This window comes from Pseudoxanthobacter sp. (assembly GCF_036822375.1).
Lineage (GTDB): Bacteria > Pseudomonadota > Alphaproteobacteria > Rhizobiales > Segnochrobactraceae > Pseudoxanthobacter.
The window spans coordinates 8,518-31,998 of the sequence record NZ_DAISHT010000019.1; the positions used below are offsets into that span (position 1 = coordinate 8,518).

General features: G+C 67.4%; 21 protein-coding genes and 1 pseudogene. 8 read left to right on the forward strand and 14 right to left on the reverse strand.

Annotated features, from left to right (window positions below; translation table 11 throughout):
- Positions 1–71 precede the first annotated feature (71 nt).
- On the forward strand, positions 72–785 hold the full coding sequence (locus V7067_RS03790) for an SDR family oxidoreductase (RefSeq protein ID WP_334174548.1): 714 nt from the start codon (positions 72–74) through the stop codon (positions 783–785).
- A 73-nt stretch (positions 786–858) separates the two neighbouring features.
- A complete protein-coding gene (locus V7067_RS03795) occupies positions 859–1,551 on the forward strand; it encodes a GntR family transcriptional regulator (protein ID WP_334174549.1) in 693 nt (230 codons plus the stop codon).
- Between the two features lie 87 nt (positions 1,552–1,638).
- Here the strand turns inward: V7067_RS03795 and V7067_RS03800 are convergent, their stop codons facing one another.
- The 3 genes from V7067_RS03800 to V7067_RS03810 form a co-directional block, all read right to left on the reverse strand.
- A complete protein-coding gene (locus V7067_RS03800; protein WP_334174550.1) occupies positions 1,639–2,541 on the reverse strand; it encodes an MBL fold metallo-hydrolase in 903 nt (300 codons plus the stop codon).
- Between the two features lie 140 nt (positions 2,542–2,681).
- A complete protein-coding gene (locus V7067_RS03805; RefSeq protein WP_334174551.1) occupies positions 2,682–3,944 on the reverse strand; it encodes an iron-containing alcohol dehydrogenase in 1,263 nt (420 codons plus the stop codon).
- Positions 3,944–5,434 (reverse strand): NAD-dependent succinate-semialdehyde dehydrogenase, encoded by a 1,491-nt coding sequence (locus tag V7067_RS03810; protein WP_334174552.1) that lies wholly within the window; start codon positions 5,432–5,434, stop codon positions 3,944–3,946. The genes V7067_RS03805 and V7067_RS03810 overlap by 1 nt, the downstream gene beginning before the upstream one ends.
- A gap of 219 nt (positions 5,435–5,653) precedes the next feature.
- Here V7067_RS03810 and V7067_RS03815 point away from each other — a divergent pair.
- Positions 5,654–5,944, forward strand: a pseudogene (locus V7067_RS03815) (hypothetical protein); the annotation flags it as partial.
- Between the two features lie 37 nt (positions 5,945–5,981).
- On the opposite strand, the gene V7067_RS03820 reads toward V7067_RS03815, so the two are convergent.
- The 4 genes from V7067_RS03820 to V7067_RS03835 all read right to left on the reverse strand — a co-directional run bounded on the left by V7067_RS03820 (position 5,982) and on the right by V7067_RS03835 (position 10,953).
- A complete protein-coding gene (locus V7067_RS03820; RefSeq protein ID WP_334174553.1) occupies positions 5,982–6,704 on the reverse strand; it encodes an HAD family hydrolase in 723 nt (240 codons plus the stop codon).
- A gap of 506 nt (positions 6,705–7,210) precedes the next feature.
- Positions 7,211–8,002: an N-acyl homoserine lactonase AttM gene (gene attM, locus V7067_RS03825; protein ID WP_334174554.1), complete on the reverse strand. Its 792-nt coding sequence runs from the start codon at positions 8,000–8,002 to the stop codon at positions 7,211–7,213.
- Positions 8,003–8,060: 58 nt separating this feature from the next.
- On the reverse strand, positions 8,061–9,224 hold the full coding sequence (locus V7067_RS03830) for an iron-containing alcohol dehydrogenase (protein ID WP_334174555.1): 1,164 nt from the start codon (positions 9,222–9,224) through the stop codon (positions 8,061–8,063).
- 274 nt (positions 9,225–9,498) lie between these two features.
- Positions 9,499–10,953 (reverse strand): NAD-dependent succinate-semialdehyde dehydrogenase, encoded by a 1,455-nt coding sequence (locus V7067_RS03835; protein WP_334174556.1) that lies wholly within the window; start codon positions 10,951–10,953, stop codon positions 9,499–9,501.
- A 194-nt stretch (positions 10,954–11,147) separates the two neighbouring features.
- Between V7067_RS03835 and V7067_RS03840 the strand changes: the two genes are divergently transcribed.
- The 4 genes from V7067_RS03840 (at position 11,148) to V7067_RS03855 (ending at position 15,892) form a co-directional block, all read left to right on the forward strand.
- Positions 11,148–11,891 (forward strand): IclR family transcriptional regulator, encoded by a 744-nt coding sequence (locus V7067_RS03840; protein WP_334174557.1) that lies wholly within the window; start codon positions 11,148–11,150, stop codon positions 11,889–11,891.
- Positions 11,892–12,245: 354 nt separating this feature from the next.
- Complete coding sequence (locus tag V7067_RS03845) at positions 12,246–13,478, forward strand: multidrug effflux MFS transporter (RefSeq protein WP_334174558.1); 1,233 nt, start codon at positions 12,246–12,248, stop codon at positions 13,476–13,478.
- Positions 13,479–13,502: 24 nt separating this feature from the next.
- Positions 13,503–14,900: a guanine deaminase gene (gene guaD, locus V7067_RS03850; protein WP_334174559.1), complete on the forward strand. Its 1,398-nt coding sequence runs from the start codon at positions 13,503–13,505 to the stop codon at positions 14,898–14,900.
- A 5-nt stretch (positions 14,901–14,905) separates the two neighbouring features.
- Positions 14,906–15,892, forward strand: coding sequence for an antibiotic biosynthesis monooxygenase (locus V7067_RS03855; RefSeq protein ID WP_334174560.1), 987 nt, complete (start codon positions 14,906–14,908; stop codon positions 15,890–15,892).
- Between the two features lie 56 nt (positions 15,893–15,948).
- Here V7067_RS03855 and V7067_RS03860 read toward each other — a convergent pair whose 3' ends face one another.
- The 3 genes from V7067_RS03860 to V7067_RS03870 form a co-directional block, all read right to left on the reverse strand.
- Entirely contained in the window at positions 15,949–16,857 is a 909-nt protein-coding gene (locus tag V7067_RS03860; protein ID WP_334174561.1) for an NAD(P)-dependent oxidoreductase, read from the reverse strand.
- 105 nt (positions 16,858–16,962) lie between these two features.
- A complete protein-coding gene (locus V7067_RS03865; protein WP_334174562.1) occupies positions 16,963–17,934 on the reverse strand; it encodes a cyclase family protein in 972 nt (323 codons plus the stop codon).
- A gap of 30 nt (positions 17,935–17,964) precedes the next feature.
- Positions 17,965–18,774, reverse strand: coding sequence for a carbon-nitrogen hydrolase family protein (locus V7067_RS03870; RefSeq protein ID WP_334174563.1), 810 nt, complete (start codon positions 18,772–18,774; stop codon positions 17,965–17,967).
- A 275-nt stretch (positions 18,775–19,049) separates the two neighbouring features.
- On the opposite strand from V7067_RS03870, the gene V7067_RS03875 reads away from it, so the two are divergent.
- Positions 19,050–19,778: a GntR family transcriptional regulator gene (locus V7067_RS03875; RefSeq protein ID WP_334174564.1), complete on the forward strand. Its 729-nt coding sequence runs from the start codon at positions 19,050–19,052 to the stop codon at positions 19,776–19,778.
- Between the two features lie 7 nt (positions 19,779–19,785).
- Here the strand turns inward: V7067_RS03875 and V7067_RS03880 are convergent, their stop codons facing one another.
- The 4 genes from V7067_RS03880 to V7067_RS03895 form a co-directional block, all read right to left on the reverse strand.
- Positions 19,786–20,211: an OsmC family protein gene (locus V7067_RS03880; RefSeq protein WP_334174565.1), complete on the reverse strand. Its 426-nt coding sequence runs from the start codon at positions 20,209–20,211 to the stop codon at positions 19,786–19,788.
- Between the two features lie 201 nt (positions 20,212–20,412).
- Positions 20,413–21,261 carry a glycoside hydrolase family 16 protein gene (locus tag V7067_RS03885; RefSeq protein WP_334174566.1) on the reverse strand — a complete coding sequence of 283 codons (849 nt, stop codon included), beginning with the start codon at positions 21,259–21,261 and terminating at the stop codon, positions 20,413–20,415.
- A 1,015-nt stretch (positions 21,262–22,276) separates the two neighbouring features.
- The gene (locus tag V7067_RS03890; RefSeq protein ID WP_334174567.1) at positions 22,277–22,858 is read right to left on the reverse strand and encodes a DJ-1/PfpI family protein; all 582 of its coding nucleotides are present in this window, start codon (positions 22,856–22,858) and stop codon (positions 22,277–22,279) included.
- A gap of 204 nt (positions 22,859–23,062) precedes the next feature.
- On the reverse strand, positions 23,063–23,481 hold a 419-nt coding region (locus tag V7067_RS03895; protein WP_334174568.1), incomplete at its 5' end, for an acetyl-CoA hydrolase/transferase C-terminal domain-containing protein.

A 23,481-nucleotide genomic window follows, 5' to 3' on the forward strand; every position in this document is an offset into this window, starting at 1 on the left:
TGCCGCTGCCTCCATGCGCGGCGGGCAGCGGCCTCTCCCTTGCCTCAGTTCCGTCTGGAAGGATCAGACCCATGTCGCAACGCTGTGCCGTGGTCACCGGTGGCGGCCGCAACATCGGGCAGGCCATCGCGCTCCGGCTTCAGGCCGACGGCTTCCGCGTCGTTGCCCTCGATATCGTGGCGCCGGAAGCCGAAAGCCTGCGGGCCGACGCCCGTCTCGTCGACCTCTCCGACGTCGGCGCCACGGAAGCCGCGCTCGGCGAGATTGCCGCGCGCCTGCCGGTCGGCGTGCTCGTCAACAATGTGGGTCTCGTCGCGCCCGCGCCGTTCGATGCCGTCGATATCGGCGATTTCGACCGGCTGATGCATCTGAATGTCCGCACCGCCCTCGTCTGCGCAAAGGCGCTGGTGCCCGGCATGCGCCGGCTCGGCGGCGGCCGCATCATCATGAACACATCCCGGGTGACGCTGGGCAAGGAGGCGCGGACGCTCTACAGCGCCAGCAAGGGCGCGATGCAGGCCATGGCCCGTACCTGGGCGCTGGAGCTGGGCGGCGACGGCATCACCGTCAACTGCGTTGCCCCCGGCCCGATCGGCACCACCGCGTTCTGGCAGAACAACCCGCCCGACAGTGCCTATACCCGCACTCTCATCGCCTCCATCCCCGTCGGGCGCATGGGAACGCCGGAGGATGTGGCCAACGCCGTCAGCTTCTTCGCCGACGCCCGGGCCGGCTTCATCACCGGCCAGACGTTGTTCGTGTGCGGCGGTGTGACCGTAGGCTGAGGGCCCGATGGGGCTCGTCTTCAGGTCGGAATTAGACTATGTTACGGTAATACGGTCCAACTTGGAGATGTTCATGGCTGGCAGCGTGATCATAGCGCGACAGGCGGCACCGCTGCGGCAGCAGGTCGTGAAGCTCATTCGCGAAGACATCCTGAACGGCGTACTGCCGCCCGGCAAGCGTCTGGTGGAGAATGCGCTGTGCGAGGCTTACGGCGTTTCGCGCACGGTGGTGCGCGAGGCGCTGCGGCAGCTTGAGTCCGAGCAGCTCATTCAGGTGATGGCGAATGTCGGCCCTGTGGTGACGGTGCTGACGGAGGCTGAAATCAAGGCGATCTATGTCGTGCGCGCCGCGCTGGAGGGGCTGGCCGGCAAGCTCTTCGCGCTCAATGCCACGCCCGCGCAGTGCGCCGGGCTGGTGCAGCTTCGCGACCGGCTCGACAGTGCCTACCGCAAGGGCGATATCGACTCGCGCGAGGAAATCAAGGCGGCGTTCTATCGCCAGCTTCTGGATGGCGCCCATAACGAGGTGCTGGCGGAGAACCTGCGGGCGATGCACGCGCGCATCGCCGTGTTCCGCCGTTATGCCTTCGTCAATCCCGAGCGTATCGAACCGTCGATTGCGGAGCTGACCGCCATCATCAACGCCGCCGCCGTCGACCGCAATCCCGAGGCGGCATGGGCGGCGTGCGAGCATCACATTCTTCTCGCCGGCGAGCTGGCGATTGCGGAATATGTCAACCGCAACAAGGAGCTGCTGCCGGCCTGACCGGCGGAAGCCGGGCTTGCGGGAGGCTGTAACAAAGGGCGCGCTTCCCGGGGGGAAGCGCGCCCTTTTTCCGTTCCGGGCCGGCCCTCACAGCCGCGGGTTCACCGGCTGGGGATGGAAGCGGTAGGTGCCGTCCGGCGCCCGTGCGATATCGCCAAGGCCGGGATAGGGAAAATGGTAGCCGTGGAAACGGATGCCATCGTCGGCCGCTTTGCTGAAGATGGCCGCCTTGGCGGCTGCGCCCTGCTGCGGATCGGTGTCGTAATCCATGTGGAAGAACCATTCCGGGTGCAGCGGATCGTAGATCTGATGGTGCGCCACGTCGCCGGTGAAGACGACTTTCTGCCCCTCGCTTTCGAAGATGTAGGCGCACATGCCGGCGGCATGGCCGGCAACGCACACCGTGCTGACGCCGGGAAAGAGCGTGTCGCCCGGCCGGAACAGGGTCAGCCGCGCCCGGTAGGGCGCCACGGCGGCCAGCGCGCCTTCGGTCCACGGAGCGCGGAAATCGTTGCGCTGCAGGTTGCGTTCGTCCGTCCACTCCGCCCAGTCGGCTTCGGTGCAGAACAGCCGGGCATTGGGAAAGGCGGCGCTGCCGTCCGGATCGATCAGGCCGAAGGCGTGATCGGGGTGCAGATGCGTCATCAGCACGGCGTCGATGTCTTCCGGCGCGATGCCGGCGGCGCGCATGTTGTCCGTCAGGCGGCCCATGGTGTCGCCGAACATGACGGAGGTGCGGCCCATGCCGGCATCGATCAGGAAAAGGTGCTCGCCGGTGTTCACGACCACCGGGTTCAGATCCATCGGAATGTGATCCTCCGGCAGGTTGTGCTCCGCCTTCAGGCGCGCCATCTCGGCCGGATCGGCATTGGGGAAGATGCCCTCATAGCCGTGATGAATGTAGCCGTCCCAGATGGCCGTGCACTCGAAGCCGCCGACGCGGAAGCGGTACCAGCCCGCATTCTGCGTCCGCAGAAAATCTGCGCTCATTGCATGTCCTCCATGGCATTTCCATCCTGCCGGCCGGTCCTCGTTCGCAAGCTCCCCCTGCAAAGGGGCGGGACCGGTCCGTCTTCTTCCGGCGGCGATCCTGCCGCCGGTCTCATTCCGCAGATCTTATCCTGCCCGTCTTATGCCGTCAGGGCGGGGGCCTCTTCCGGCGTCCACCAGCGCCGGTCGGCGGCATGGGCCCGTTCCAGCAGCTGCGTCACGGTCGCCACCGTCATCGGCGCCGGGTTGTTGAGAACGAGCCGCGTGGCCTGCACGCTCGCCTGCGCGATCTGCGCGAAGTGCTCCGGGCCGATACCGAGTGCGTGCAGATCCGGCGGTGTGCCGGCCTCCGCCAGCAGTTCCTCGATGCGCAGGATGCCGGCGCGGGCCTGCTCGCCGATGGACGCGCCGGCGCCGGCAACGCCCAGAATGCGGCCGATTTCGGCAAATTCCGCCGTGGCATAGGGCAGGTTGAAGCGCATCACATAAGGCAGCAGCGCGCCGACGCCGAAGCCGTGCGGGGCGTGGCCGATGGCGGCCATCGGCGACTGGATGGCGTGGGCGGCCGCCGTTCCCGTGGTGTTGATCGCCATGCCGGCGCAATAGGCGGCAAACATCACGTCGGAGCGCGCGGCGATGTCGGAGGGCGTTCTCACCACGGCCCCGAGCGAGCGGTTCATCAGCCGCAGGCCCTCGGCGCAGAACAGGTCGGTGATGCGGTTCTTGCCGACATAAATCTGGGTGGCGAGCTGTTCCGGCGTCGGGTTCTTCGGCCGCGCCGTGAAGGCTTCCACCAGATGGGAGAGGGCGTCGGCGGCGGTCGCAGCCGTCAGGCCGGGCGGGCAGGTGAGGGTCAGCTCCGGATCGATGATGGCGGTGTGCGGCTCGATGTGGGCATCGGCGATGGCCATCTTCATCTGCCGCTCGTCGTCGAACACGATGGCAAGGCTCGTCACCTCGGCGCCGGTGCCGCCGGTGGTCGGCACCGTCACGACCGGCAGCACCGGGCCGGGCACCCGGAATTCGCCGAAGAACGCGCGCACGTCGCCGCCATGGGTCAGCACGGCCGACACCGCCTTGGCAAGATCGAGGCACGAGCCGCCGCCGATGCCCACGACGACATCGATGCCGCTGCCGGCCGCCTGCGCCGCCGCCATCACGCTGGCGCGCGGCAGGTCCGGTTCCGCGCGGTCGAACAGCGTCACGCGCACCCCGGCGGCCGCAAGGGCCTCCGTCAGCGCGCAGAAATCGGGCGTGGTCGCCATGCGGGCGTCTGTCACCACCAGCGCATGGCGGCCGAGCCCGCCGACCACCCGCGGCAACTGCCGCCGCTGGCCGGGGCCGAACAGCACCGTCTTCGGCTGGCGCACCAGACCGAGGCCCAGCCGGTTCTCCAGCGTCATCACAGGTCTCCCCGGTCTTCGCGCACGGTCACAGCCATGTATTTTCGTTCAAGAAATTCATAGATGCCCTCATGTCCCGCCTCGCGGCCGATGCCGGAGGCCTTGGTGCCGCCGAAGGGGGCCGCGGGATCGGCCATGATGCCGCGGTTGATGCCGACCATGCCGAATTCCAGCGCTTCGCCGACGGCAACGGCCCGGTCGAGATCGCGGGTAAAGACGTAGGACGCCAGACCGTAGCGGGAGGCGTTGGCAAACGCGAGGGCCTCGCCGATGCCGTCGACGGCGAACACGGTGGCGATGGGGGCGAAAAGCTCGTTGGAGCACATCACCGGGTTCGGCGCATCGAAGCGTACGACCGTCGGCTCGAAGAAATAGCCCGGCGCGTCGATGGCCCGTCCGCCGGCCAGCACCGTGCCGCCGGCGGCAACCAGCGTGGCGATCACCGCGTCCAGCCGGTCGCGCTGGCGGGCCGATATCATGGGGCCGACATCGACCGGCAGCAGGCCGTTGCCGACCGTGAGGGCGCGGACCCGTGCCACGAACCGTGCGGTGAACGCGGCTTCAACGCGCCGGTCGACGATGATGCGGTTGGCGGCCACGCAGGCCTGACCGGCATTGCGGAACTTGCAGATGATCGCCTGCTCGACGGCGAGATCGATATCCGCATCGTCGAGCACGAGGAACGGCCCGTCGCCGCCAAGCTCCATGGAACTGTTCACGATATTGCCGGCGCCCAGTTCCATCAGCCGGGCACCGACGCGGGTGGAGCCGGTGAACGAGACCTTGCGCAGACGCGGGTCGCGCAGCAGCGGCTCGGAAATCGCCGCCGAATGGCGGGTGTGCAGCAGGTTGGCAACGCCGGCCGGGAAGCCGGCATCGTGCAGCACCTGCATGAACAGCGCGCCGGTCAGCGGCGTTTCCTGCGCGGTCTTGACGACGGCGGTGCAGCCGGCCGCAAGCGCAGCGCCGGCCTTGCGCACAATCATCAGCAGCGGAAAATTCCACGGCGTGATCAGCAGGCAGGGGCCGACGGGCTGGTGCGTCACCACCACCCGGAAGCCGCCGTGGGAGGCGTTGGCATAGGTGCCGTGCAGGTGGGCCACTTGCTCGGCGAACCACAGCAGAAAATCGGCCGAGAGGCGAAATTCGCCCTGCGCTTCGGTCAGCGGCTTTCCGCTTTCCAGCGTCATGGTCTGCACGAAGGCCGCCTCGCGGGCGCACATCAGCCGGTGGGCGGCGTGCAGAAGGTCCGCGCGCCGGCGCGGCGGAAGCCGCCGCCAGCCGGGCTGGGCGCGGTCCGCAGCCGCAAGGGCGGCCTCCGCATGTGCCGCCGTGGCGTCGGCAACCTCGGCCACGACCGAGCCATCGGCCGGATTGAAGACGGGAAAGCGGCCGGTCCCGTCCAGCCACGCGCCGTCGATATAGAGCCCGAGCGGGGGCAGGAGTGCCTGAAAGGGATCGGGCCGGATGGCCTTCGGCTGTTCTGTCACGTGCGTTTCCTCCGCTGCCTGCCGGCGTGCTGCCCGGCGGCAGTTCGTTATTGGTAATACCGTAATACGGTGATACGGGAAGAGCAAGAGGGAAAGGGCGAGAGAAGACGCGGGCGAGGGCCGGCGAGCGGATGAGGGGCGGAAACGGAAAACCCCGCGCACCGGAGGGTGGCGGGGTTTCATGAGCGGATGCCGGACGGGGCCGGCGTCCGGGACCGGCGGCTGAGTGCGCTCCGTCAGCGCTTTTCCCTCGTCGGGGCGGTGCACGGCATGGGGCTCTGTCCCGGCCCTGAACTGGCGCGGGACCGCGTCACGCTGAAACCCGCCACCGCGGAGACGGAGACGCTGTGCCGCCGGCTGCCGGAGCGCGGCGTCATCATGCAGCCGGCCGGCGATCACCTCAACGTGCTGGAGATCGAGCCGCCGTGCCTGACGCGGGCGAGCGCCGCTTTCTTCGTTGCGATGCTGTCGGAAGCTCTGGCCGGCCTTGAGGCGACCGCCCGGCCCTGAAGCCGGCGGATGAAGCGGCCGCGGGCGGGTCGGTTTCTCAGCCCGCCGCCCGCGCGTCCAGCGCCTGTTCGAGATCGGCGATGCTGGGCAGGCAGATATCGGCCAGCGTGGCGAGGTCCGCGCGGCTGCCCGTGCCGGTCAGAACGCCGATCCGCAGGCCGGCGCCGCCGGCGCGGGCCATTTCCATGTCGTGCAGATTATCGCCGACCACGGCCATTTCGGCCGGGGCGATGCCCGTTGCCGCGGCAAAGCCGTGCACCATGCCGGGGCCGGGCTTGGCCCCGAAGCCGCTGTCGTAACCGATGGCGCAGCGCACATGGTGCTCAAGGCCAAACGCCCGCAGCGTCGTGCGGACAGCGCCTTCGCTGTCGCTGCTGGCAATGCCCAGCACCAGCCCCCGCGCGGTCAGGCGGCCCATGAGGGCATCGAGATCCGTCACCGGCACGGCGTGGACGGCCGAGCGCGTGAAGAGCCCGTCAAGGTCGGTCGTGAGGGCGGAGACCTCATAAGGGCTGTTCGCCTCCACCCAGGCCTCGGCAATCTCGCGGGTGCTGCCGGCGGCAAGCGGGCTGCCCGGCCGGGTGCGGCCGGAGGCCGGGTCCACGCCGCCGATGGCCAGCAGCGTCGCGGCCAGCGCTTCGTCGCCGCGCGCCGCCAGCCGCGCCGCCGCCCGGTTCACGGCGCCCCAGCTTTTTTCGTAATCGAACAGCGTGCCATCCTTGTCGAACAGGATGGCGCGGATCGGACGGTTGTTGCGCATCGGATCAGCGTCACGTCTCTGGCCTCTGCGCAGAACAACGGGTGTCCGCCGCAGAAAGGCAGGAAGAAAGGCAGGCAAAGGCGGGCGGGGTGTGCCGGTTCCGGCTGCAACGCGCCTCAGACCTCGTGGGCCGATAGTGCAGCACCGTGTGTCGGGGTCGTGTCAACCGGGTTCGGCAGATCCGCCGGGTGCGGACCGGGACCGTCCGCGGCCATGCTGGCCGCAGCCCTTGCGCGGGCCGGCTTCCGGGTTGTCATGATCCGATGAAAGGCTGGCGGGGGCACAGGGCGGCGGATGGCCGCGCACGGCGCGACGTCGGCGGCGGCTGGTCGATCCCGTGCCTGCAACCGCGCCGGGCGCACCGTGGCAGAGCGCCGGCGATGGCCCGCCCGGCCTCCGATCGCCGCGGCGTTGCCGGATCGCGGCCGGGTGCGGCCGGGTCCGGTCGCAAACGGTTGCGCAAAGAGGGCTGCCCGGCCGCAGGGGGCCGGGCAGAAAGGGGCATATCAGTCGTAATAGCCCGGCGCCTGCGTGAAGCCCGGCCAGGCCACAGGGTCGTGCCCCGTCACCACCTGAGCGCCGGTGCGCTCGGCCAGCGTGCGCAGCTTCTGCACCGAGCGCACCGTATCCACCGTGGAGGCGAGGAAGCCGGGCAGCGCCTTTTCCTCCCAATGGTCGGTGGTGTAGGCGGCATCGATGGTCAGCAGCATCGGACCGGTGTTCGGCAGGCGCACGAGGAACGACTGGTGACCCGGCGCATGGCCCGGCGAGAACACGGTGGTCAGCGTGCCGTCGCCATAGAGGTCGTAATAATCGTCCACATCGCCGTGCAGGAACTGCCACTTCAGGCCCGGCCTGTCGAAATCCTTGCGGATGTAGCCGCCGGCGGCGAACCAGTCGGGCGTGAAGGCGTATTCATATTCCGCCCGCTGCACCAGATGGGTGGCATTGGGGAAGCGGCCGATGGCGCCGGTGTGGTCGAGGTGCAGGTGAGACTGCACCACATAGCGCACGTCTTCCGGCCTGATGCCGAGCTTTTCGAGCTGGGCGACGCAGCCCTGCTCCGGCGTCATCTCCGGCCAGTAGACATCGCAGATGCCGCCCCAGTGGCCGCGCGGGTCGGTGGCCACCTCAACGGCGTTGCCGCCGTCGATGATGGTGTGACCCTTGGGATGCGTGATCAGGAAGAACGGCACGGGGATTTCATAATCCGCGCCGTCGCCCTGATTCATCTTGATGTTGTGCACTTTGCACTTCAGCGAGCCGGCCTGAAGCATATAGAGGCGGATGTCGCTCATGTTTCTCTCCCTGCAGATTTTGTTGACCGGTTTCTTGTGAAGGCGAGCGGCGGGCCGCTCAGTAGGCAGCCTGATAGAGCGCGAAGGCATCGGCCTCCGTCACGTCCACCGGGTTGTTGGCCAGCAGGCGGGTCTGCTTCATCGCGTCGGAGGCAAGCAGCGCCAGGCTGTTATCGGTCACGCCCACATCGCGCAGGCGCAGCGGTGCGCCGCTGTCTTCCATCAGCGCCTGCATGGCATCGACGAAAGCGTTGGAGCGGCTCAGGGCATCGCCCTCGCCCGGGCCGATCAGCACGTCGGCCAGCTCGGCATAGAGCGGGGCGGCGGCGGTGGCATTGAAGCGCAGCACCGGCCCGAGCATCAGCGCGTTGGAGAGGCCGTGGGGAATGTGGTAGTGCCCGCCCAGCGGATAGGCCAGCGCATGCACGGCGGCCACCGGCGCATTGGAAAAGGCCTGCCCCGCCAGAAGCGCGCCGAGCAGCATCGCCTCGCGGGCGGCGCGGTTGGAGCCGTCCTTGCAGGCGGCGACCAGATTGCGGCTGAGCAGGCGCAGCGCCTCGCGCGCCAGCGCGTCGGAAACCGGGTTCTTCTTGTGCTTGCTGGTGTAGGCCTCGATGGCGTGCACCATGGCGTCGATGCCGGTGGCGGCGGTGTGCAGCGCCGGCAGACCCAGCGTCAGTTCCGCATCGACAAGGGCGAAATCGGCATAGAGCTGGGGCGAGAGCACGCCCATCTTGGTGGTCTCGCCGGTGGTGATGACCGAGATGTTGGTCACCTCCGAGCCGGTGCCGGCGGTGGTGGGAATGAGCACCAGCGGCAGGCGGCCGCCCCTGACGTTGCCGATGCCGTAGATCTGCGACAGCTCCTGCTCCGACACCGTGAGCACGGCGGCGAGCTTGGAGACATCCAGCGACGAGCCGCCGCCGAGGCCGATGACGATATCGCAGCCGGCCTCCTTCGCCGTCCGGGCGCAGGCCAGCACGACGCTTTCCGGCGGATCGGCCACGATCGCATCGTAGACGGTCACGCTGAAGCCGGCCGCCTTCAGGCTTTCGATGGCCGGGCCGGCAATGCCCGCCTTGACCAGCCCGGCATCGGTGACGAGCAGCGCGTTGCGGGCGGGGAAGCGGGCGGCGAGGTTCTCGCCCAGCCGGCGGGCGCCGCCGAACTCGACCTGAATGCAGGGAACGGTGCGGAACTCGAACGGATTGAAAGCTGTCACGGGGGTCCTCCCGGTGTGACCGGACCGCCCCCGTGGCGGCAGGGCCGCGGGGCTTCCGGAACCAAGGTTGTTTTTTGGGGGTGTCAGTTCGCTCAGGGGCCCGCGCCGGCTTTGCGGCGCGGGGACAAGGCGCGGGCCGGCCCGTCCGGCCGGCGCAGGGCGCGCGCCGGCGGCCGCCTGTCGCAGGGGCGGACAGGCAGGGGGAGCGGGAAAGGCGGTCAGGATCGTTCGGGATCAGGCCGGCGGGGCAGGCGCCCCGCCGTCATCGTCAGTGTCAGCGCACGGCCGAGCAGAGATACTTGATCTCCAGATATTCCTCGATGCCGTAGTGCGAGCCCTCGCGGCCGATGCCGGACTGCTTGACGCCGCCGAACGGGGCGACTTCGTTGGAGATGAGACCGGTATTGTGGCCGACCATGCCATATTCCAGCGCCTCGGCCACCGCCCACACCCGACGCATGTTCTCGGTGTAGAAATAGGCCGCCAGACCGAATTCGGTGTCGTTGGCCATGCGGATCACCTCTTCGGTGGTCTCGAAGCGGAACAGCGGCGCGACCGGGCCGAAGGTCTCCTCGCGGGCGACAGCCATTTCCGCGGTGACCCCGGTCAGGATCGTCGGCTCGTAGAACGTGCCGCCGAGCGCGGAACGCCGGCCGCCGAGCATAACCTTCGCGCCCTTCGAGGTGGCGTCGGCCACATGGCGCTCCACCTTGGCGATGGCATCGTCATCGATGAGCGGACCGATCAGCGTGCCCTGCGCGGTGCCGTCGCCCACCGGCAGCCGGGCGACGGCCGCCGCCAGCTTCTCGGCAAAGGCATCGTAGACGCCGGCCTGCACATAAAGCCGGTTGGCGCACACGCAGGTCTGGCCGGCATTGCGGTATTTGGAAGCGATGGCGCCCTGAACCGCCGCATCGAGATCGGCGTCGTCGAACACGATGAAGGGGGCGTTGCCGCCGAGTTCCAGACTGATGCGCTTGATGGTGGGGGCGCACTGGGCCATCAGCAGGCGGCCGACCTCGGTGGAGCCGGTGAACGACAGCTTGCGCACACGGTCGCTTGCGGTCAGCACGCCGCCGATGACGCGCGAGCTGCCGGTGATGATCTGCAGCACCCCGGCCGGCACCCCGGCCTCGATGGCCAGCTGCCCGATGGCAAGGGCGGTGAGCGGCGTCTGTTCGGCCGGCTTCACGATCATCACGCAGCCGGCGGCAAGCGCCGGGCCAGCCTTGCGGGTGATCATGGCAGCCGGGAAATTCCACGGCGTGATGGCTGCGCAGATGCCGACCGGCTGCTTCAGCACGATCAGGCGCTTGTCATTCTGCGGCGCGGGGATGACATCGCCGTAGACGCGCTTGCCTTCTTCCGCAAACCACTCGATGAAGGAGGCAGCATACACGATCTCGCCGCGGGCCTCGGCCAGCGGCTTTCCCTGTTCGGCGGTCATGATCGCCGCAAGGTCGTCGGCATTGGCAAGGATGAGTTCGAACCAGCGCTTCAGGATCGCCGAGCGCTCGCGCGCTGCCAGTTGCGACCACGGGCCGAAGGCGGCTGCCGCGGCGTCGATGGCGGCCTCGGTTTCGGCTGCCGAAAGCGACGGCACGCTGCCGACAGTGGCGCCCGTGGCCGGGTTGGTGACGGAAATCACGGCGCCGCTGTCCGCCTTCTTCCATCCGTTGCCGACGAGGCAGGAATCGCGCAGCAGGGCCGGGTTGGCGAGTGAGGGCATCGCCTCCTCCCTTCGTTTTATGTTGTTCAATTAGCTGAACTGTGTTCCTCTGACTGAACGATCCCGCATTTTTCCCGCTGCTGTCAAGGGCTGTTGGGGGCACGAAAGCCATTATGACAGGTTCTTTATCAAAAAAGTCCACAGGTTCCGAAATTCAATCTGCGGTCGCAGATGCCGGGGCCGGCGCAGATACTGTGCCCGCCCTGCGGCGTGGTGTGCGCATTCTGGATTTCGTGGCAGCGGCGAGCGCACCGCCGGCCGCCGCCGATATCGCCCGCGCCCTGTCGCTGCCGCGCAGCACGGCGCACGGGCTGATCGCCGCCATGGTCGATATGCATCTGCTGGTGCGGGCGGCCGACGGAACCTATCGCATGGGCCCCCATTTGATGAGCTGGGCCAATGGCTTTCTCGCTCAGGCAGACCTTGTCGGCGCGTTCCGCTCCGCCGTCGCCGGCCAGCCCGATCTGGCCCGCCTGACGCTGACGCTGACGATAAGGGAAGGGGCCGAAGTCATTTATCTCGCCTGCAACAACAGCAGCGAGCCGCTCGGCTTCACGTTCCGCATCGGCATGCGGCTGCCGGCGCCTTTCGCCGCCACCGGCAAGGCGATGCTGGCGGCACTGCCTCTTGAGGTTGTGACCCGGCTCGTCGCCGACGGCCTGCCGCCGCCGATGACGCCCCGCAGCGTGCAGACGCTGCCCGAACTGCTGCACGAACTGGAAGAGACCCGCGCCCGCGGCTGGTCGCTGGACGACGGCCAGATCCGCGAAGGCATGGTGTGCGTCGGCGCGTCGGTGAGCGATCACAACGGCACCGCCATCGCCGGCATTGCGACCAGCCTGCTGGAAAACGAAGCGACCCCGGAGACGCTGGCTTATCTCGGCAACGAAATGCGCCGAATCGCCGGCCTGCTCTCCCACCGCCTCGGCGCCGCCTGACGGGGCTTCCGGGGGATTTTCCCGGCTGCTTTTCGGGCTGGACGGCGGCAGTGCCGACCGCCTATCATCGTCACAAACGGGGGCTGTGCGAAGACAGCGACAGAATAAATGCGCCGGCGAGGGTAACCTGAAGATCTCCGGCAACCATAAGACCGCCGGCAATCAAGCACCGCCGGTGACAAAAGCTGTCGGTGACAAAGACCATCTCCCGATTTCCGTCAGACGTGCCTTGCCGGGGTTTGAGCCGGCCGGACCACCTCGTGCGCCGGAGGGAGAGGCATGCGACGGAATCTGCCTGCCCGTGCGAGCGGCCGCGACCTGCCGGATGAGCCGGTCCCCGGAGCCGGGCGGATTGTGGCCTTGCTGCTGCTGGTCGTGCCGTTCAGCCAGATTCCGCTCGATGCCTATACGCCCGCGCTGCCGCAGATGGTGGAGGCGCTGCAATCCGGCCCGGCGGTGATCCAGAATACCGTCACGGTCTACATGCTCGGCATGAGCCTGGCTCTGGTGCCCGCCGGCATTCTGGCCGATGCCCGCGGCCGCCGGCCGGTGCTGCTGGCCGGCATGGCGCTGCTGGTAGCCATGAGCTTTGCCTGCGCCGCGGCACCGAATGCGCCGCTGATGCTGGTGTTCCGGCTGGCGCAGGGGCTGGGCGGGGCCGCCTGCATGGTAATCAGCTATGCCATCGCCGCCGACGTCTTTCGCGGGGCCCGCCTTACGGCGGTTTCGGGCCTGCTCGGCGCTGCGTGGGGGCTGGCGCCGGTCATCGCGCCGGCTATTGGCGGCCTGCTGGTGGAAGTCATGTCGTGGCGGATGATCTTCGTGCTGATCGGGGTGCTTGCCGCGCTGGCGATGGCGGCGGTTGCGATCGCTCTGCCGGAAACGCTGGCGGCCGGCCGCCGCACGCCCGTCAGTCTGGCGGCGACGGGGCAGATCATCGCGGCCACCCTGCGGCACCGCGCCTTCCTGTGTTTCACGCTGGTGTTCACGGTCATGGCCAGCGCGCAGCTGGTGTTCGGCGTGGTGGCGCCGTTTCTTTATCAGCAGGCGCTGGGCTTTTCGCCCGCGGCCTACGGACTGGCGGCCTTTCTGCTGGGCGGCGCCACACTTGCCGGAGAGCTCGGCTGTACCGGGCTGGCAGAACGTGTGCCGGCGCGGCGCCTCGCCTTCGGCGCGCTCGCGGTCTATGGCGCCGGCACGGCCCTGCTGCTTGCCGCAGGTCTGCTCCACGGGGCCGATGTCGTTTCGCTGTCGCTCGGCGGCGCGCTCGTGCTGGCCGCCTGCGGTGTGCTGTGCCCGATGATGTACGGCATGACGCTCGGCCTCTTCACCCGCAATATCGGCCTCATCGGGGGCCTCACCTGCGCCATCTGCTATCTGGGCGTCAGCGCCGCCATGGCCACGGCGGCCGTGCTGCCGGACGACACCCAGACGCCGGTGGCCGGGCTCTATGTCGTGCTCGGTCTTGCTGCCGGCCTGCTGCTGCATGGCGGGCTGCCGAAGACCGCGCGGCCGCCCGGTCCGGACAGCGGGCAGAGAGAAGCCGGCCCGCCGCCACTGAATAATCCCATAAAAATTGTCCCCTGAGCCTCGTCCAATGAGAATTGCGCCATGAGCACCATCGGCATTCGCGGAATATTCTTCGACTTCGTGGACGATCCGTGGAAGCACATCGGCCGCGAGCATGAGGCGGCCCGGTTCCATGCCGACGGGCTGCTGGTGATCCGCGACGGCATCATTGCCGATTTCGGCGCCTTCGATGCGGTCGCGCCGCGCCATCCGGGTCTTGCCGTCACCGCGATCCCCGGCCGCATCCTCATGCCGGGCTTCATAGACGGCCACATTCACTTTCCCCAGACGCGCGTGCTGGGCGCCTATGGCGAGCAGCTGCTGCCGTGGCTGCAGAAGTGGGTGTTTCCGGAAGAGATGAAATACAGCGACCCCGCCTATGCGCGCGACGGGGCGGTGCGGTTCTTCGACACCCTGCTGGCCTCGGGCACCACAACCTGTCAGGCCTTCACCTCCAGTTCGCCGGTTTCCACCGAGGCGTTCTTCGAGGAGGCGACGCGGCGCAACATGCGCGTCATCGCCGGCCTGACCGGCATCGACCGCAACGCGCCGGATGCGTTCATCGATACGCCGGACAATTTCTATCGCGACAGCAAAGACCTGATCGCGCGCTACCACAACCGCGGCCGCAACCTCTATGCCATCACGCCGCGCTTCGCCTACGGCGCCTCGACGGATCTGCTGAAGCGCTGCGAGCAGCTGAAGCAGGAACACCCGGACTGCTGGGTCAACACCCACATTTCCGAGAACCCGGCCGAGTGCCGCGGCGTGCTGGAGCAGCACCCGGACTGCAGCGATTATCTCGCCGTTTATGAGAAATTCGGTCTGGTCGGCCCGAAGTTTTCCGGCGGACACGGGGTGTGGCTGTCCGATGGCGAGTTCCGCCGCATGTCGGCCAGCGGCGCGGCGGTGGTGTTCTGCCCGTGCTCCAATCTGTTCCTCGGGTCCGGGCTGTTCCGCATCGGTCGCGCCACCGATCCGGCGCACCGGGTGAAGATGTCGTTCGGCACCGATATGGGCGGCGGCAACCGCTTTTCCATGCTGAACGTGCTGGACGATGCCTACAAGGTCGGCATGTGCAACAACACCCTGCTCGATGGCAGCGTGGACCCCGCCCGCCGCGATCTGGCGGAAGCCGAGCGCAACAAGATGTCCCCCTATCGCGGCTTCTGGTCGGTCACGCTCGGTGGCGCCGAGGGGCTTTATCTCGACGACCGTCTCGGCAATTTCGCGCCCGGCAAGGAGGCGGACTTCGTCGCCCTCGACTGGAATGCCGGCCCGGCCGCCCAGCCCTGGCACCAGTCGCTGACCGTGGGCGCCGAGGGCCCGAAGACCATGGAGGAGGCCGCCGACGTGCTGTTCGCCATCATGATGGTCTCCGACGAGCGCGCCGTCGACGAGACCTGGGTGATGGGCAGGCGCCTCTATAAGAAGGGCTGAAAGCCATGGCGGAGGCGGGGGCGGCGACGGAGGCGGCGGGGGGGCCTGTCGCGCTCGTCATCCAGCGGCGCATCGCCGAGGCGGGCTATGCCCGCTATTCCCACTGGCTCGGCCGCGTTGCCGCCCGGCTCGGCGCGTGGCCCGGCTTCACCGGTCAGGAGGTCATTCCGCCCACGCCGCCGGTGCAGTCGGATTGGGTGGCCGTGCAGCGCTTCGATAATGCGGCCGATGCCCGCCGCTGGCTGCAGAGCGCCGATCTTGCCGCGCTGACGGACGAGGTGCGCGATCTGTTCGTCGGGCAGGAGGACATTCACCTGTTGCCCGATGCCGGCCAGCCGAGAAGCACCGCGGTTTCCGCCGTCGTGTCGTTTCAGGTGCCGCCGGAACTGGAGGCGGAGTTTCTCGCCTGGCAGCGCGACATCCAGAGCCTGGAGGCGGAGTTTCGCGGCTTCCTGCGCCATCGCGTGGAGCGGCCGATACCCGGCGTGCACGACGAGTGGATTATCATCCTGTCGTTCGACAGCGATCAGACGATGACGGCGTGGCTGGAATCGCCCCAGCGCCGTGCTCAGCTTGAAAAAGGGGCGCGGTTCAACGCCGCCCTCAATCTGCGGCGCACCAGTTACGGCTTCGATTTCTGGTTCCCGGGCGAGGCCGGCCGGCGGGGCGGGCCGGTTGCCACTTTCAAGAACAACCTGCTGGTGCTGCTGGTGCTTTATCCGGTGGTCTTTCTGTGGGGGGTCTTCTTTTCCGGGCCCGTGCTGCTGAAAAACGGCGTGCCGTTCTGGCTCGCCCTGTTCATCGGCAATCTGGTCAGCACCCAGCTGCTGGGCTGGTGGGCTGTGCCGCTGGCCTTCCGCTGCTTCGGCTGGTGGCTGGCGCCGGGCGGCGGGCTGCGGCGGGAGCTGCTGGGCTATGGCGTGCTGCTCGTTCTCTACGCGCTCTCCATGGCGGTCTTTGCCGCCCTGCTGATGTGGAATCCGGGCGGCTGAGGGGCGGGCCTGCGCCCGTATGGCGTCTTGAAGGGCGGGCCTGCGCCCGCAGCGGGTTATCGCCCGTCGCGCAGGGCGGCAATGAAGCCGGCGATGCCGTCCGGCAGGTCGGTGGCCGGGCGGTAGCCGAGGTCGTCGCGGGCGGCAGCGATATCGATCGGGCCGTGATGATCGTCCAGCGGATCGGGGCCGGCCGCCAGACGGATGCGGCTGCCGGGCAACTGCGCCATGACCATCGCCGCCACCGCGTCGAGGGTGTCGATGCGCCCGCCGGTGACGTTATAGGCCGGGCGCGGCAGGGCAGGGGCGTCGAACGCGGCCACCAGCGCGGCTGCGGCATCGTCGGCGTGGATGTACTGGCGCGGGTAGCCGGCCCCGAAAGGCACGTCGAGGGCCTCGCCGGCCAGACCGGCGGCAATCATCTGCCGCAGCAGGCACGGCGTGCTGCGGTCCGGGCCATAGATCCACGACAGCCGCAGGCTGGTGCCGGCAAGGCCGTGTTCTCGCCCGTAGGCAGCCACCAGATGTTCGCCGGCAACCTTGCTGGCGCCATAGACCGTGGCGGGCCGCAGGTCGGTGCTTTCATCGATCGGCGCGCCGAAGCTCGGCCCGTAGACGCTGGCCGACGAGCAGCCGATGAAGCGGCGCGCACCGTGGATGCGGGCGATCTCCAGCATGTTGGCGGTGCCGACGATGTTGGTTTCCACAAGGGAGAACGGCTTTTCGCGGCCGAGCATGGGGCCCGAAATGGCCCCGCAGTGGATGACGCCGGCAAGGCTGCGGCCGCGCACGAGGCCGTGCAGCGCGTGAACCTCCGTCAGCTCGACCGGGGCAACCGGCACGCCGGCAATCGTCGTGGCCACCCGGTCGACGGCTATTGCCGGGCGCCCGGCGGCGGCGAGCCGGCGCAGCACGGCGCGCCCCACCAGACCGGCCGCCCCGGTTACCAGCACCACGTCACTCATCGGTCGTTCCTGCATGCAAGGGGCATTTCATGGCTGGCGGAGACCAGCCCGGAACTGTCCGGGCCGCCGCGGAAGCCGGCCCGGACAGGAAGGTGCGGGCCGGCCTTACCGCGTCAGCGGCATCGCCACCGGCCGCATCGGCGCACCTGTGGCCCCGCGCAGCTTGATGCAGGCGCCAAAGAAGGCGAATTCATAGATCCGCTCGGCGGCCAGTTCTTCCAGATAGGCCATTTCCAGCAGCGGCACGCCGGCTTCCGCCAGCAGATAAGTGTGCACGGGGAAGAAGTTGACCGGATCGGGCGCAGGCGTCTGCTCCACGGTGAGGTTGTCGGCCCCGACCATGATCGCGCCATGCCCGGCGAGGAACTCGGCGCCTTCGCGGTTGAGGCCCGGCGTGTTGGCCACGAACGCCATGTCCGGCCACAGCCGCATCTGCCCGGTGCGGATGAGCACGACATCGCCGAGCCGCAGGCTGATGTTCTGGCGCTTCAGGCAGCCGCTCAGATCATCGGCCCCGACGGGGTGGCTCGGCGGCAGCACATCCACATTGTGCAGTGCGGCAACGTCCAGCAGCACGCCGCGCGCCAGAACCGGCGGATGGTGCTCCGGCCCGGCCACGTTCCAGTGCCGGCTGCCGAGATGCTCCTTTGCACTGAACTCGTTGAAGATGTGGCCGTTGTAGCCGAAGTGGTTGAGCGTATCGATGTGCGTGCCGCAATGGGTGTACATCGAAATGCCGTCGCCGGAATAGGCAACCAGCGTGTTCGCCTCCAGCCCCTTCTTCATGCTGTCGTCGACGATTTCGCCCGCGGGCGTGTGCGTCATCCAGATCTGATAGGGCTGGTCGCCGGCGCCGAACCAGCCCGGCATGCCGATGAAATGATCGACCGAGAGATCGAAGACGCGGCTGGCATCGGCCCGGCTGAGAATGGCCGAGCGGGATTCCGCATCGATCAGATTAAGCATTCCGATCTGGTCATCCTTGCCAAACGGGCTGCGGGTGACCTTATGGAACGCCGCATTATAGGCGATGATCTTGTCTTTCGTCGCTGCGTCGACGTAACACGCCATGCACATGATGAAATCCCTCTGTCTTCCCGATTGTTGTCAGAGCCGGTATGTTTCCGGCTTCCTGTCCCGGAAGGGGGCAATCTCGAATTCGCCGGCCTGAAAGACGATCGTCTTGTTACGCGCGCGGCTGAGGTCCGCCTCGGCAGCGAACAGGCCGGTGCCGGTGCCGGCGTGGGCGACGACGGTGCCGGACGGATCGACGATCTGGCTGCTGCCGAGGAATGCCGCGCCGTCTTCGCTGTCGTTGCGGTTGGCGGCGAGGAAATAGACGAAGTTCTCCGCTGCCCGCACCGGCGTGAAAAGGTCTGCCAGAATGCGCGATGCAGTCGGCCAGTTGGTTGGCAGCACGACGATTTCGGCGCCTTCCAGCGCCAGCGTGCGCACCACTTCGGGAAAGCGGATCTCGTAACAGATCGCCAGTCCGATGCGGCCGGCCGGGGTTTCGAACACCGCGGGGGCGGTCGGGTCGGGCTGGTCGACGAAGCGGTCGCCGCCAAGGAACGGCAGGTGGCTCTTGCGGTGCCGGCCGACGATGCCATGGGGGCCGATCAGCAGGGCGGTGTTGAAAATGCGCGCGCCCTCGCGCTCGAACAGGCCGATGACGACATGCAGGCCCGTCCTCTGGCAGGCTGCGCGGATCGAGGCCACCTCCGCCCCGTCGGCGGAAAGCGCCATTGCCGCCAGCTCTGCGCGGCTGTGGCAGACATAGCCGGTCAGGCTGCATTCCGGGAACGCCACCAGCGCGATGCCTTCGGCCGCCGCCTGTTCGATGCGGCGAACGATCTCACCGGCGTTGCGCGCACCGTCGCCTCTGGCAACGCCGATCTGTGCAACCGCGATTTTCATCATCGCTCCCGAAGCAGCCTCTCAACACTGGACCGTGACAGTAGTATGTTACATGTCAAATGTGAGTCAACGGCCCGGTGCGGCGGCAAGGGCGCGGCACACAAGGGCGCGGCCCAGAACGGGGCGGCACAGAACGGCGCGGCGCGGCGTTGGGTCACCTGTCGGGCACGGCTCTTCAGGCCTCGCCGGCCCTGCGCGGGTTGCGGGCAGAAGCGCCCCGTGGCAAGCCTGCAACCGGCCCCGCCCGGCAGCCGGCACAATCGGAAACGGTCCTGATGAAAAGTCCCGATCTGCACCAGAAGAGCCTTGCGACGCGCGTGTTCGAGATCGTCCGCAACGCCATCGTCGTCGGCGAACTCGTGCCGGGCAGCCTGCATTCGGTGCAGGAGATCGCCGAAAAGCTGAAGGTGTCGCGCACACCGGTGCGCGAGGCGCTGCTCAAGCTTGAAGAACTGGGCATGGTGAGTTTCGAGCGCAATCGCGGCGCGCGGATTCTCGAAACGACGGTGCACGATCTGGAGGAGATTTTCAGCCTGCGGATCATGCTGGAGATCCCGGCTGCCCACCGCGCGGCCATGCGGGTGACGGCGGCCGACCTGCGCCGCCTGCGGCCGCTGCTGGACGAGGTGCGGGATGCCTATAAATCCACGTCAGCCAACGCCCGCGCCCATCTGGAGCCCGACGCCCGCTTCCACCGCCAGATCGCGCTGATTTCCGGCAGCCGGCGGCTGGCGGGCATTCTGGACAATCTGTTCGACCAGCAGATGATCGCCGGCGGCACGTCCGGCGGCTTCACGCGCGAGATGGAGGCGATCTATCGCGACCACGAGCGGATCTACGACGCTATTGCGGGGCACGATCCCGCCGCGGCGGCCGCCGCCATGCGCGACCATCTGGTGACGAGCGCGCAGGCTCTGGTTGCCAAGGAAACCGGCGATGCCGGGGCCGGGCCGGCCTTCGGGCCGCTTTATGTCGATGTCCTGTCGCTGAACGCCGGCTCGTAAGCGGGGCTCAGGCAGCCAGCGTGGCGCTGAACGTGATCGGCGCCCGCAGCACGGCGGAAACCGGGCACCCCTCCTTGGCCTTGTGCGCCAGCGTTTCGAACGCGCTCTGGCTGATGCCGGGAATGCGGGCGACGACGGTAAGGTGCACCGCCGTGATGGCAAAGCCCTCGCCCTGCTTCTCGATGGAGACCTCGGAACGGGCGTCGAGCTGCGTGGGCGTGAACCCCGACAGCCCGAGCAGGCGCGAGAACGCCATGCAGAAACAGCCGGCATGGGCGGCCCCGATCAGTTCTTCCGGGTTGGTGCCGGGCTCGTCGCCGAACCGCGAGAAGAAGGCATAGGGGGCGTTATTGAGGGCGCCGCTCTCCGTTGAGATCGCGCCGCTGCCATCGCGCACGCCGCCCTGCCAGACGGCTTTTCCGAAGCGCTTCATGGTGTGTCCTCCCGTTTTTGCCGTTGGTGCGCGCCGGCCACGCCTCGCCGGCTGCCTTTCGCTCATTATGTGCAAAATACGCCCGGTTTGCATGCGAAAGTGCATGGCCCGGCGCGTTGCATCACCGGATTGTGCATGCACCGATTGCGGTGACGGCAAAGGAAAAGGCCGGCCGCTGCCGGCCGGCCGGCATCGTGCGCCTCAGCATTTCTTGTTGGGATCGTAGGTGAGCACGCGGACGAACTTGACCTTCAGCGTTGAGGGGTTCGGCGTCTTGGTGATGGGAAAGCCGGAGCCGAGGGCCAGATTGACAAGCGGATAGCTCGGCCACACCAGTTCGGCGGGCGTCGGCTGCTGCCACACCGGTTTGCGATCGAAATAATAGGTTATGGTATCCGGCCGGATATCGACGCCATAGTTGTGATAGGCATCGACAAGAGAATTCTTCGGCACATGAACGCGGTGCAGTGTATGAGTTGATTTCTCTTTGTCGTCGCCGACATACCAGACGTGAAGGGCTGACTGATAGGAAGCCGTGGCGTGTCCGTAATACTCGATCACGTCGATTTCGACGCTTGGTGAGGTGTCCGACGCGGGCTTGAGGCTTGTCAGCCAGAACGCCGGCCAGGTTCCCGGGCCGCGCGGAAACTTCATGCGGGCTTCGAAATAGCCATAACGGGCGCCGAAGCCGCGCCCGGTCCCGTCGGCCGCGGCTATGAGCCCGGAGGTCCAGCGACCGTCCGCCTGCTTGCGGGCCGTGATGTTCAGCACGCCGTCGGAGACGCTGAACGGGTCGTTCTTGCCGGGGTCGATGAAGGTGGCCGAGCCGAAATCGCCGTGCCACGGCGTATGCGCCGTCCACCGCGCCGGCCCGATCGTCCACGGCGCAACCTGAAAGTCGGAAAAGTCTTCCAAAAATGTGAGGTTGTATTTGCAGGCTTCAAGGTCCGGCGGCAACGGCTCTTCGCTGGCGGCCGAAGCGGTTCCAAAGCTCAGAAATAAAAAAGGCAGACACCAATAAACGGACTTCAAACAAGAAACGAATTTCATAATTACGACGTCTCCCTGCGCTGTCCGGGCCGCACAAACGTGTGGCTGCACAGGCGACACCGGCCGATTTGCTCAGTGCAGATCATGCGGGCGCGCCGGCACGGATCGTTCCGATACGCATGGAGGATCATCGCGCCGGCTTTGTCAAACGTCGGGAGGGCAGACCGGGCGGGGCAGGTGGACATGCCCGGGGCCCGTTTCCTTTGCCGGCTACTTCCTGCGGCTTTTGCGCTTGCGGCCGGCACGCTCGTCATCCGCGGATGACATCATCCAGTGCAGCAGGCGGGCGAGCGGATACGGACACCACAGCGGCGCAACGGAGTAAGGGTTCGATCGCGGCAGATAACCGCCTCGTGTCTTGGAGTTCCGAATCTCCTGCTGAATCTCCTGCCGAATCTTCCGTCGCTCCTGCTTGCGTGAGCTGTTCCACATAATGCACGCCTCGCTTCTGTAACGTGCTGTTAGCATGCGTGCCCGGCTTGGTCATTACCGCGCCTGCGCGACGAAGTGCCTCGTCTTTGGGCTCGTCTTGACCAGCAATCACAGGTTTTAGCGTCCGTATAAGCTGCTATTTACATCGAATATGGAATGCGAGTCATTCCTATCAATAAATATAGTGTTCTTCAAAATTTATATTTCTATAAAAGAAAACGAATATATAGGCCGATTTCGTGAAGATCGTTGCCGGAGAATATTGCGTTTAATTTCAAATTTGCACAAATGTTATTCCTGCTCCGTTCCGATGCCGGCGGGGGCGGCATCGTGCGGGCCGGTGAAAAACAAGTCGGATGGCAAGGCGGAGATGCGCGACGCCCGGGGTCCATCTGCGGGCATGGCGCTGGGCAGGCCTTCTCGCCCGCGCCCGAACGGGGCCGATGGGGGCGGGCGGCAAAACAAAAGCCCCGGTCCGCGGCGGGACCGGGGCTGAGGCCGTGCGCGGCCTTTGCCGGGGTTTCACATCGCCGGCCCATATGGCCGGACCGATGTGACCGGCATGGCGCGGGCGAGGGGCGGGTCAGAGGGTGATGGTGGTGCCGAGAAGGGCGAGGAACTGTGCGATCCACGCCGGGTGCGCCGGCCAGGCCGGGGCGGTGACGAGGTTGCCGTCGGTCACGGCGCCGTCAATGGCGATATCCGCATAGGCGGCGCCGGCAATGCGCACTTCTGCCTGACAGGCCGGATAGGCCGAGCACTTGCGCCCCTGCAGCACGCCGGCGGCAGCGAGCAGCTGCGGGCCGTGGCAGATGGCGGCAACCGGTTTTCCGGCCTCGAAGAAGTGACGCACCGTGGCCAGCACGGCCGCATTGAGGCCGAGATATTCCGGCGCGCGGCCGCCCGGAATCACCAGGGCATCGTAATCGGCCGGGGCGATATCGGCGAAGGTGGCGTTGAGCGTGAAGCGGTGGCCCGGCTTTTCGCTGTAGGTCTGGTGGCCCTCGAAATCGTGGATGGCTGTTGCCACCCACTCGCCCGCCTTCTTGTCCGGGCACACGGCCTCCACCTTGTGGCCCACGGCCAGCAGGGCCTGAAACGGCACCATGATTTCGTAGTCTTCGCCGAAATCGCCGACGATCATCAGAATGCGCTTGGCGCCCATGGCTTTTCTCCCGGTTGCCCGCGGGCCTCTGCGTGTTCGGGCCCGCTGGGGATGTGAGAGCGCCACTATCGCCCGGCACACGACGGCGCGGGTGTTATCCGGCTGTTGCAGCCGGCCGGGGCGGCCTGCGGGCGGGCAAAAGCAACGGGGCGGCGTGTTGCCACGCCGCCCCGCGGATGAAGTCAGCCGGTCTGCCGGTGCCGGTCAGGCGTCGGCCTTGACCTTCTTGTGCATGGTGCCGGTCTCGCGCAGACGGGTGTGCCAGGACAGCGCCTCTTCGATGATGTGCGGGGTCTGGCCACCACGCTTCCACGCCCGCTCGACATAGTCGTTGAGCTCGTCGCGGTAGTCCGGATGCACGCAATTGTCGATGATGAGGCGCGGACGCTCGCGCGGCGCGGTGTTGCGCAGGTCGGCCAGGCCGATCTCGGTGGCGATGATGTCGACATCGTGCTCGGTGTGGTCGACGTGAGGCACCATCGGCACGATCGAGGAAATCTTGCCGTCCTTGGCAATCGACTTCGTCACGAACACGGCGAGGTAGGCATTGCGGGCAAAATCGCCCGAACCGCCGATGCCGTTCATCATGTGCGTGCCGCCGACATGCGTGGAGTTCACGTTGC

Excerpts from the sequence above, each read along its gene's own strand:
- V7067_RS03790 (WP_334174548.1), top strand. The coding sequence starts at position 72 with ATGTCGCAACGCTGTGCCGTGGTCACCGGTGGCGGCCGCAACATCGGG.
- V7067_RS03795 (WP_334174549.1), top strand. The coding sequence starts at position 859 with ATGGCTGGCAGCGTGATCATAGCGCGACAGGCGGCACCGCTGCGGCAG.
- V7067_RS03800 (WP_334174550.1), bottom strand. The coding sequence starts at position 2,541 with ATGAGCGCAGATTTTCTGCGGACGCAGAATGCGGGCTGGTACCGCTTC.
- V7067_RS03805 (WP_334174551.1), bottom strand. The coding sequence starts at position 3,944 with ATGACGCTGGAGAACCGGCTGGGCCTCGGTCTGGTGCGCCAGCCGAAG.
- V7067_RS03820 (WP_334174553.1), bottom strand. The coding sequence starts at position 6,704 with ATGCGCAACAACCGTCCGATCCGCGCCATCCTGTTCGACAAGGATGGC.
- attM (WP_334174554.1), bottom strand. The coding sequence starts at position 8,002 with ATGAGCGACATCCGCCTCTATATGCTTCAGGCCGGCTCGCTGAAGTGC.
- V7067_RS03835 (WP_334174556.1), bottom strand. The coding sequence starts at position 10,953 with ATGCCCTCACTCGCCAACCCGGCCCTGCTGCGCGATTCCTGCCTCGTC.
- guaD (WP_334174559.1), top strand. The coding sequence starts at position 13,503 with ATGAGCACCATCGGCATTCGCGGAATATTCTTCGACTTCGTGGACGAT.
- V7067_RS03855 (WP_334174560.1), top strand. The coding sequence starts at position 14,906 with ATGGCGGAGGCGGGGGCGGCGACGGAGGCGGCGGGGGGGCCTGTCGCG.
- V7067_RS03860 (WP_334174561.1), bottom strand. The coding sequence starts at position 16,857 with ATGAGTGACGTGGTGCTGGTAACCGGGGCGGCCGGTCTGGTGGGGCGC.
- V7067_RS03865 (WP_334174562.1), bottom strand. The coding sequence starts at position 17,934 with ATGTGCATGGCGTGTTACGTCGACGCAGCGACGAAAGACAAGATCATC.
- V7067_RS03870 (WP_334174563.1), bottom strand. The coding sequence starts at position 18,774 with ATGAAAATCGCGGTTGCACAGATCGGCGTTGCCAGAGGCGACGGTGCG.
- V7067_RS03875 (WP_334174564.1), top strand. The coding sequence starts at position 19,050 with ATGAAAAGTCCCGATCTGCACCAGAAGAGCCTTGCGACGCGCGTGTTC.
- V7067_RS03880 (WP_334174565.1), bottom strand. The coding sequence starts at position 20,211 with ATGAAGCGCTTCGGAAAAGCCGTCTGGCAGGGCGGCGTGCGCGATGGC.
- V7067_RS03885 (WP_334174566.1), bottom strand. The coding sequence starts at position 21,261 with ATGAAATTCGTTTCTTGTTTGAAGTCCGTTTATTGGTGTCTGCCTTTT.
- V7067_RS03890 (WP_334174567.1), bottom strand. The coding sequence starts at position 22,858 with ATGGGCGCCAAGCGCATTCTGATGATCGTCGGCGATTTCGGCGAAGAC.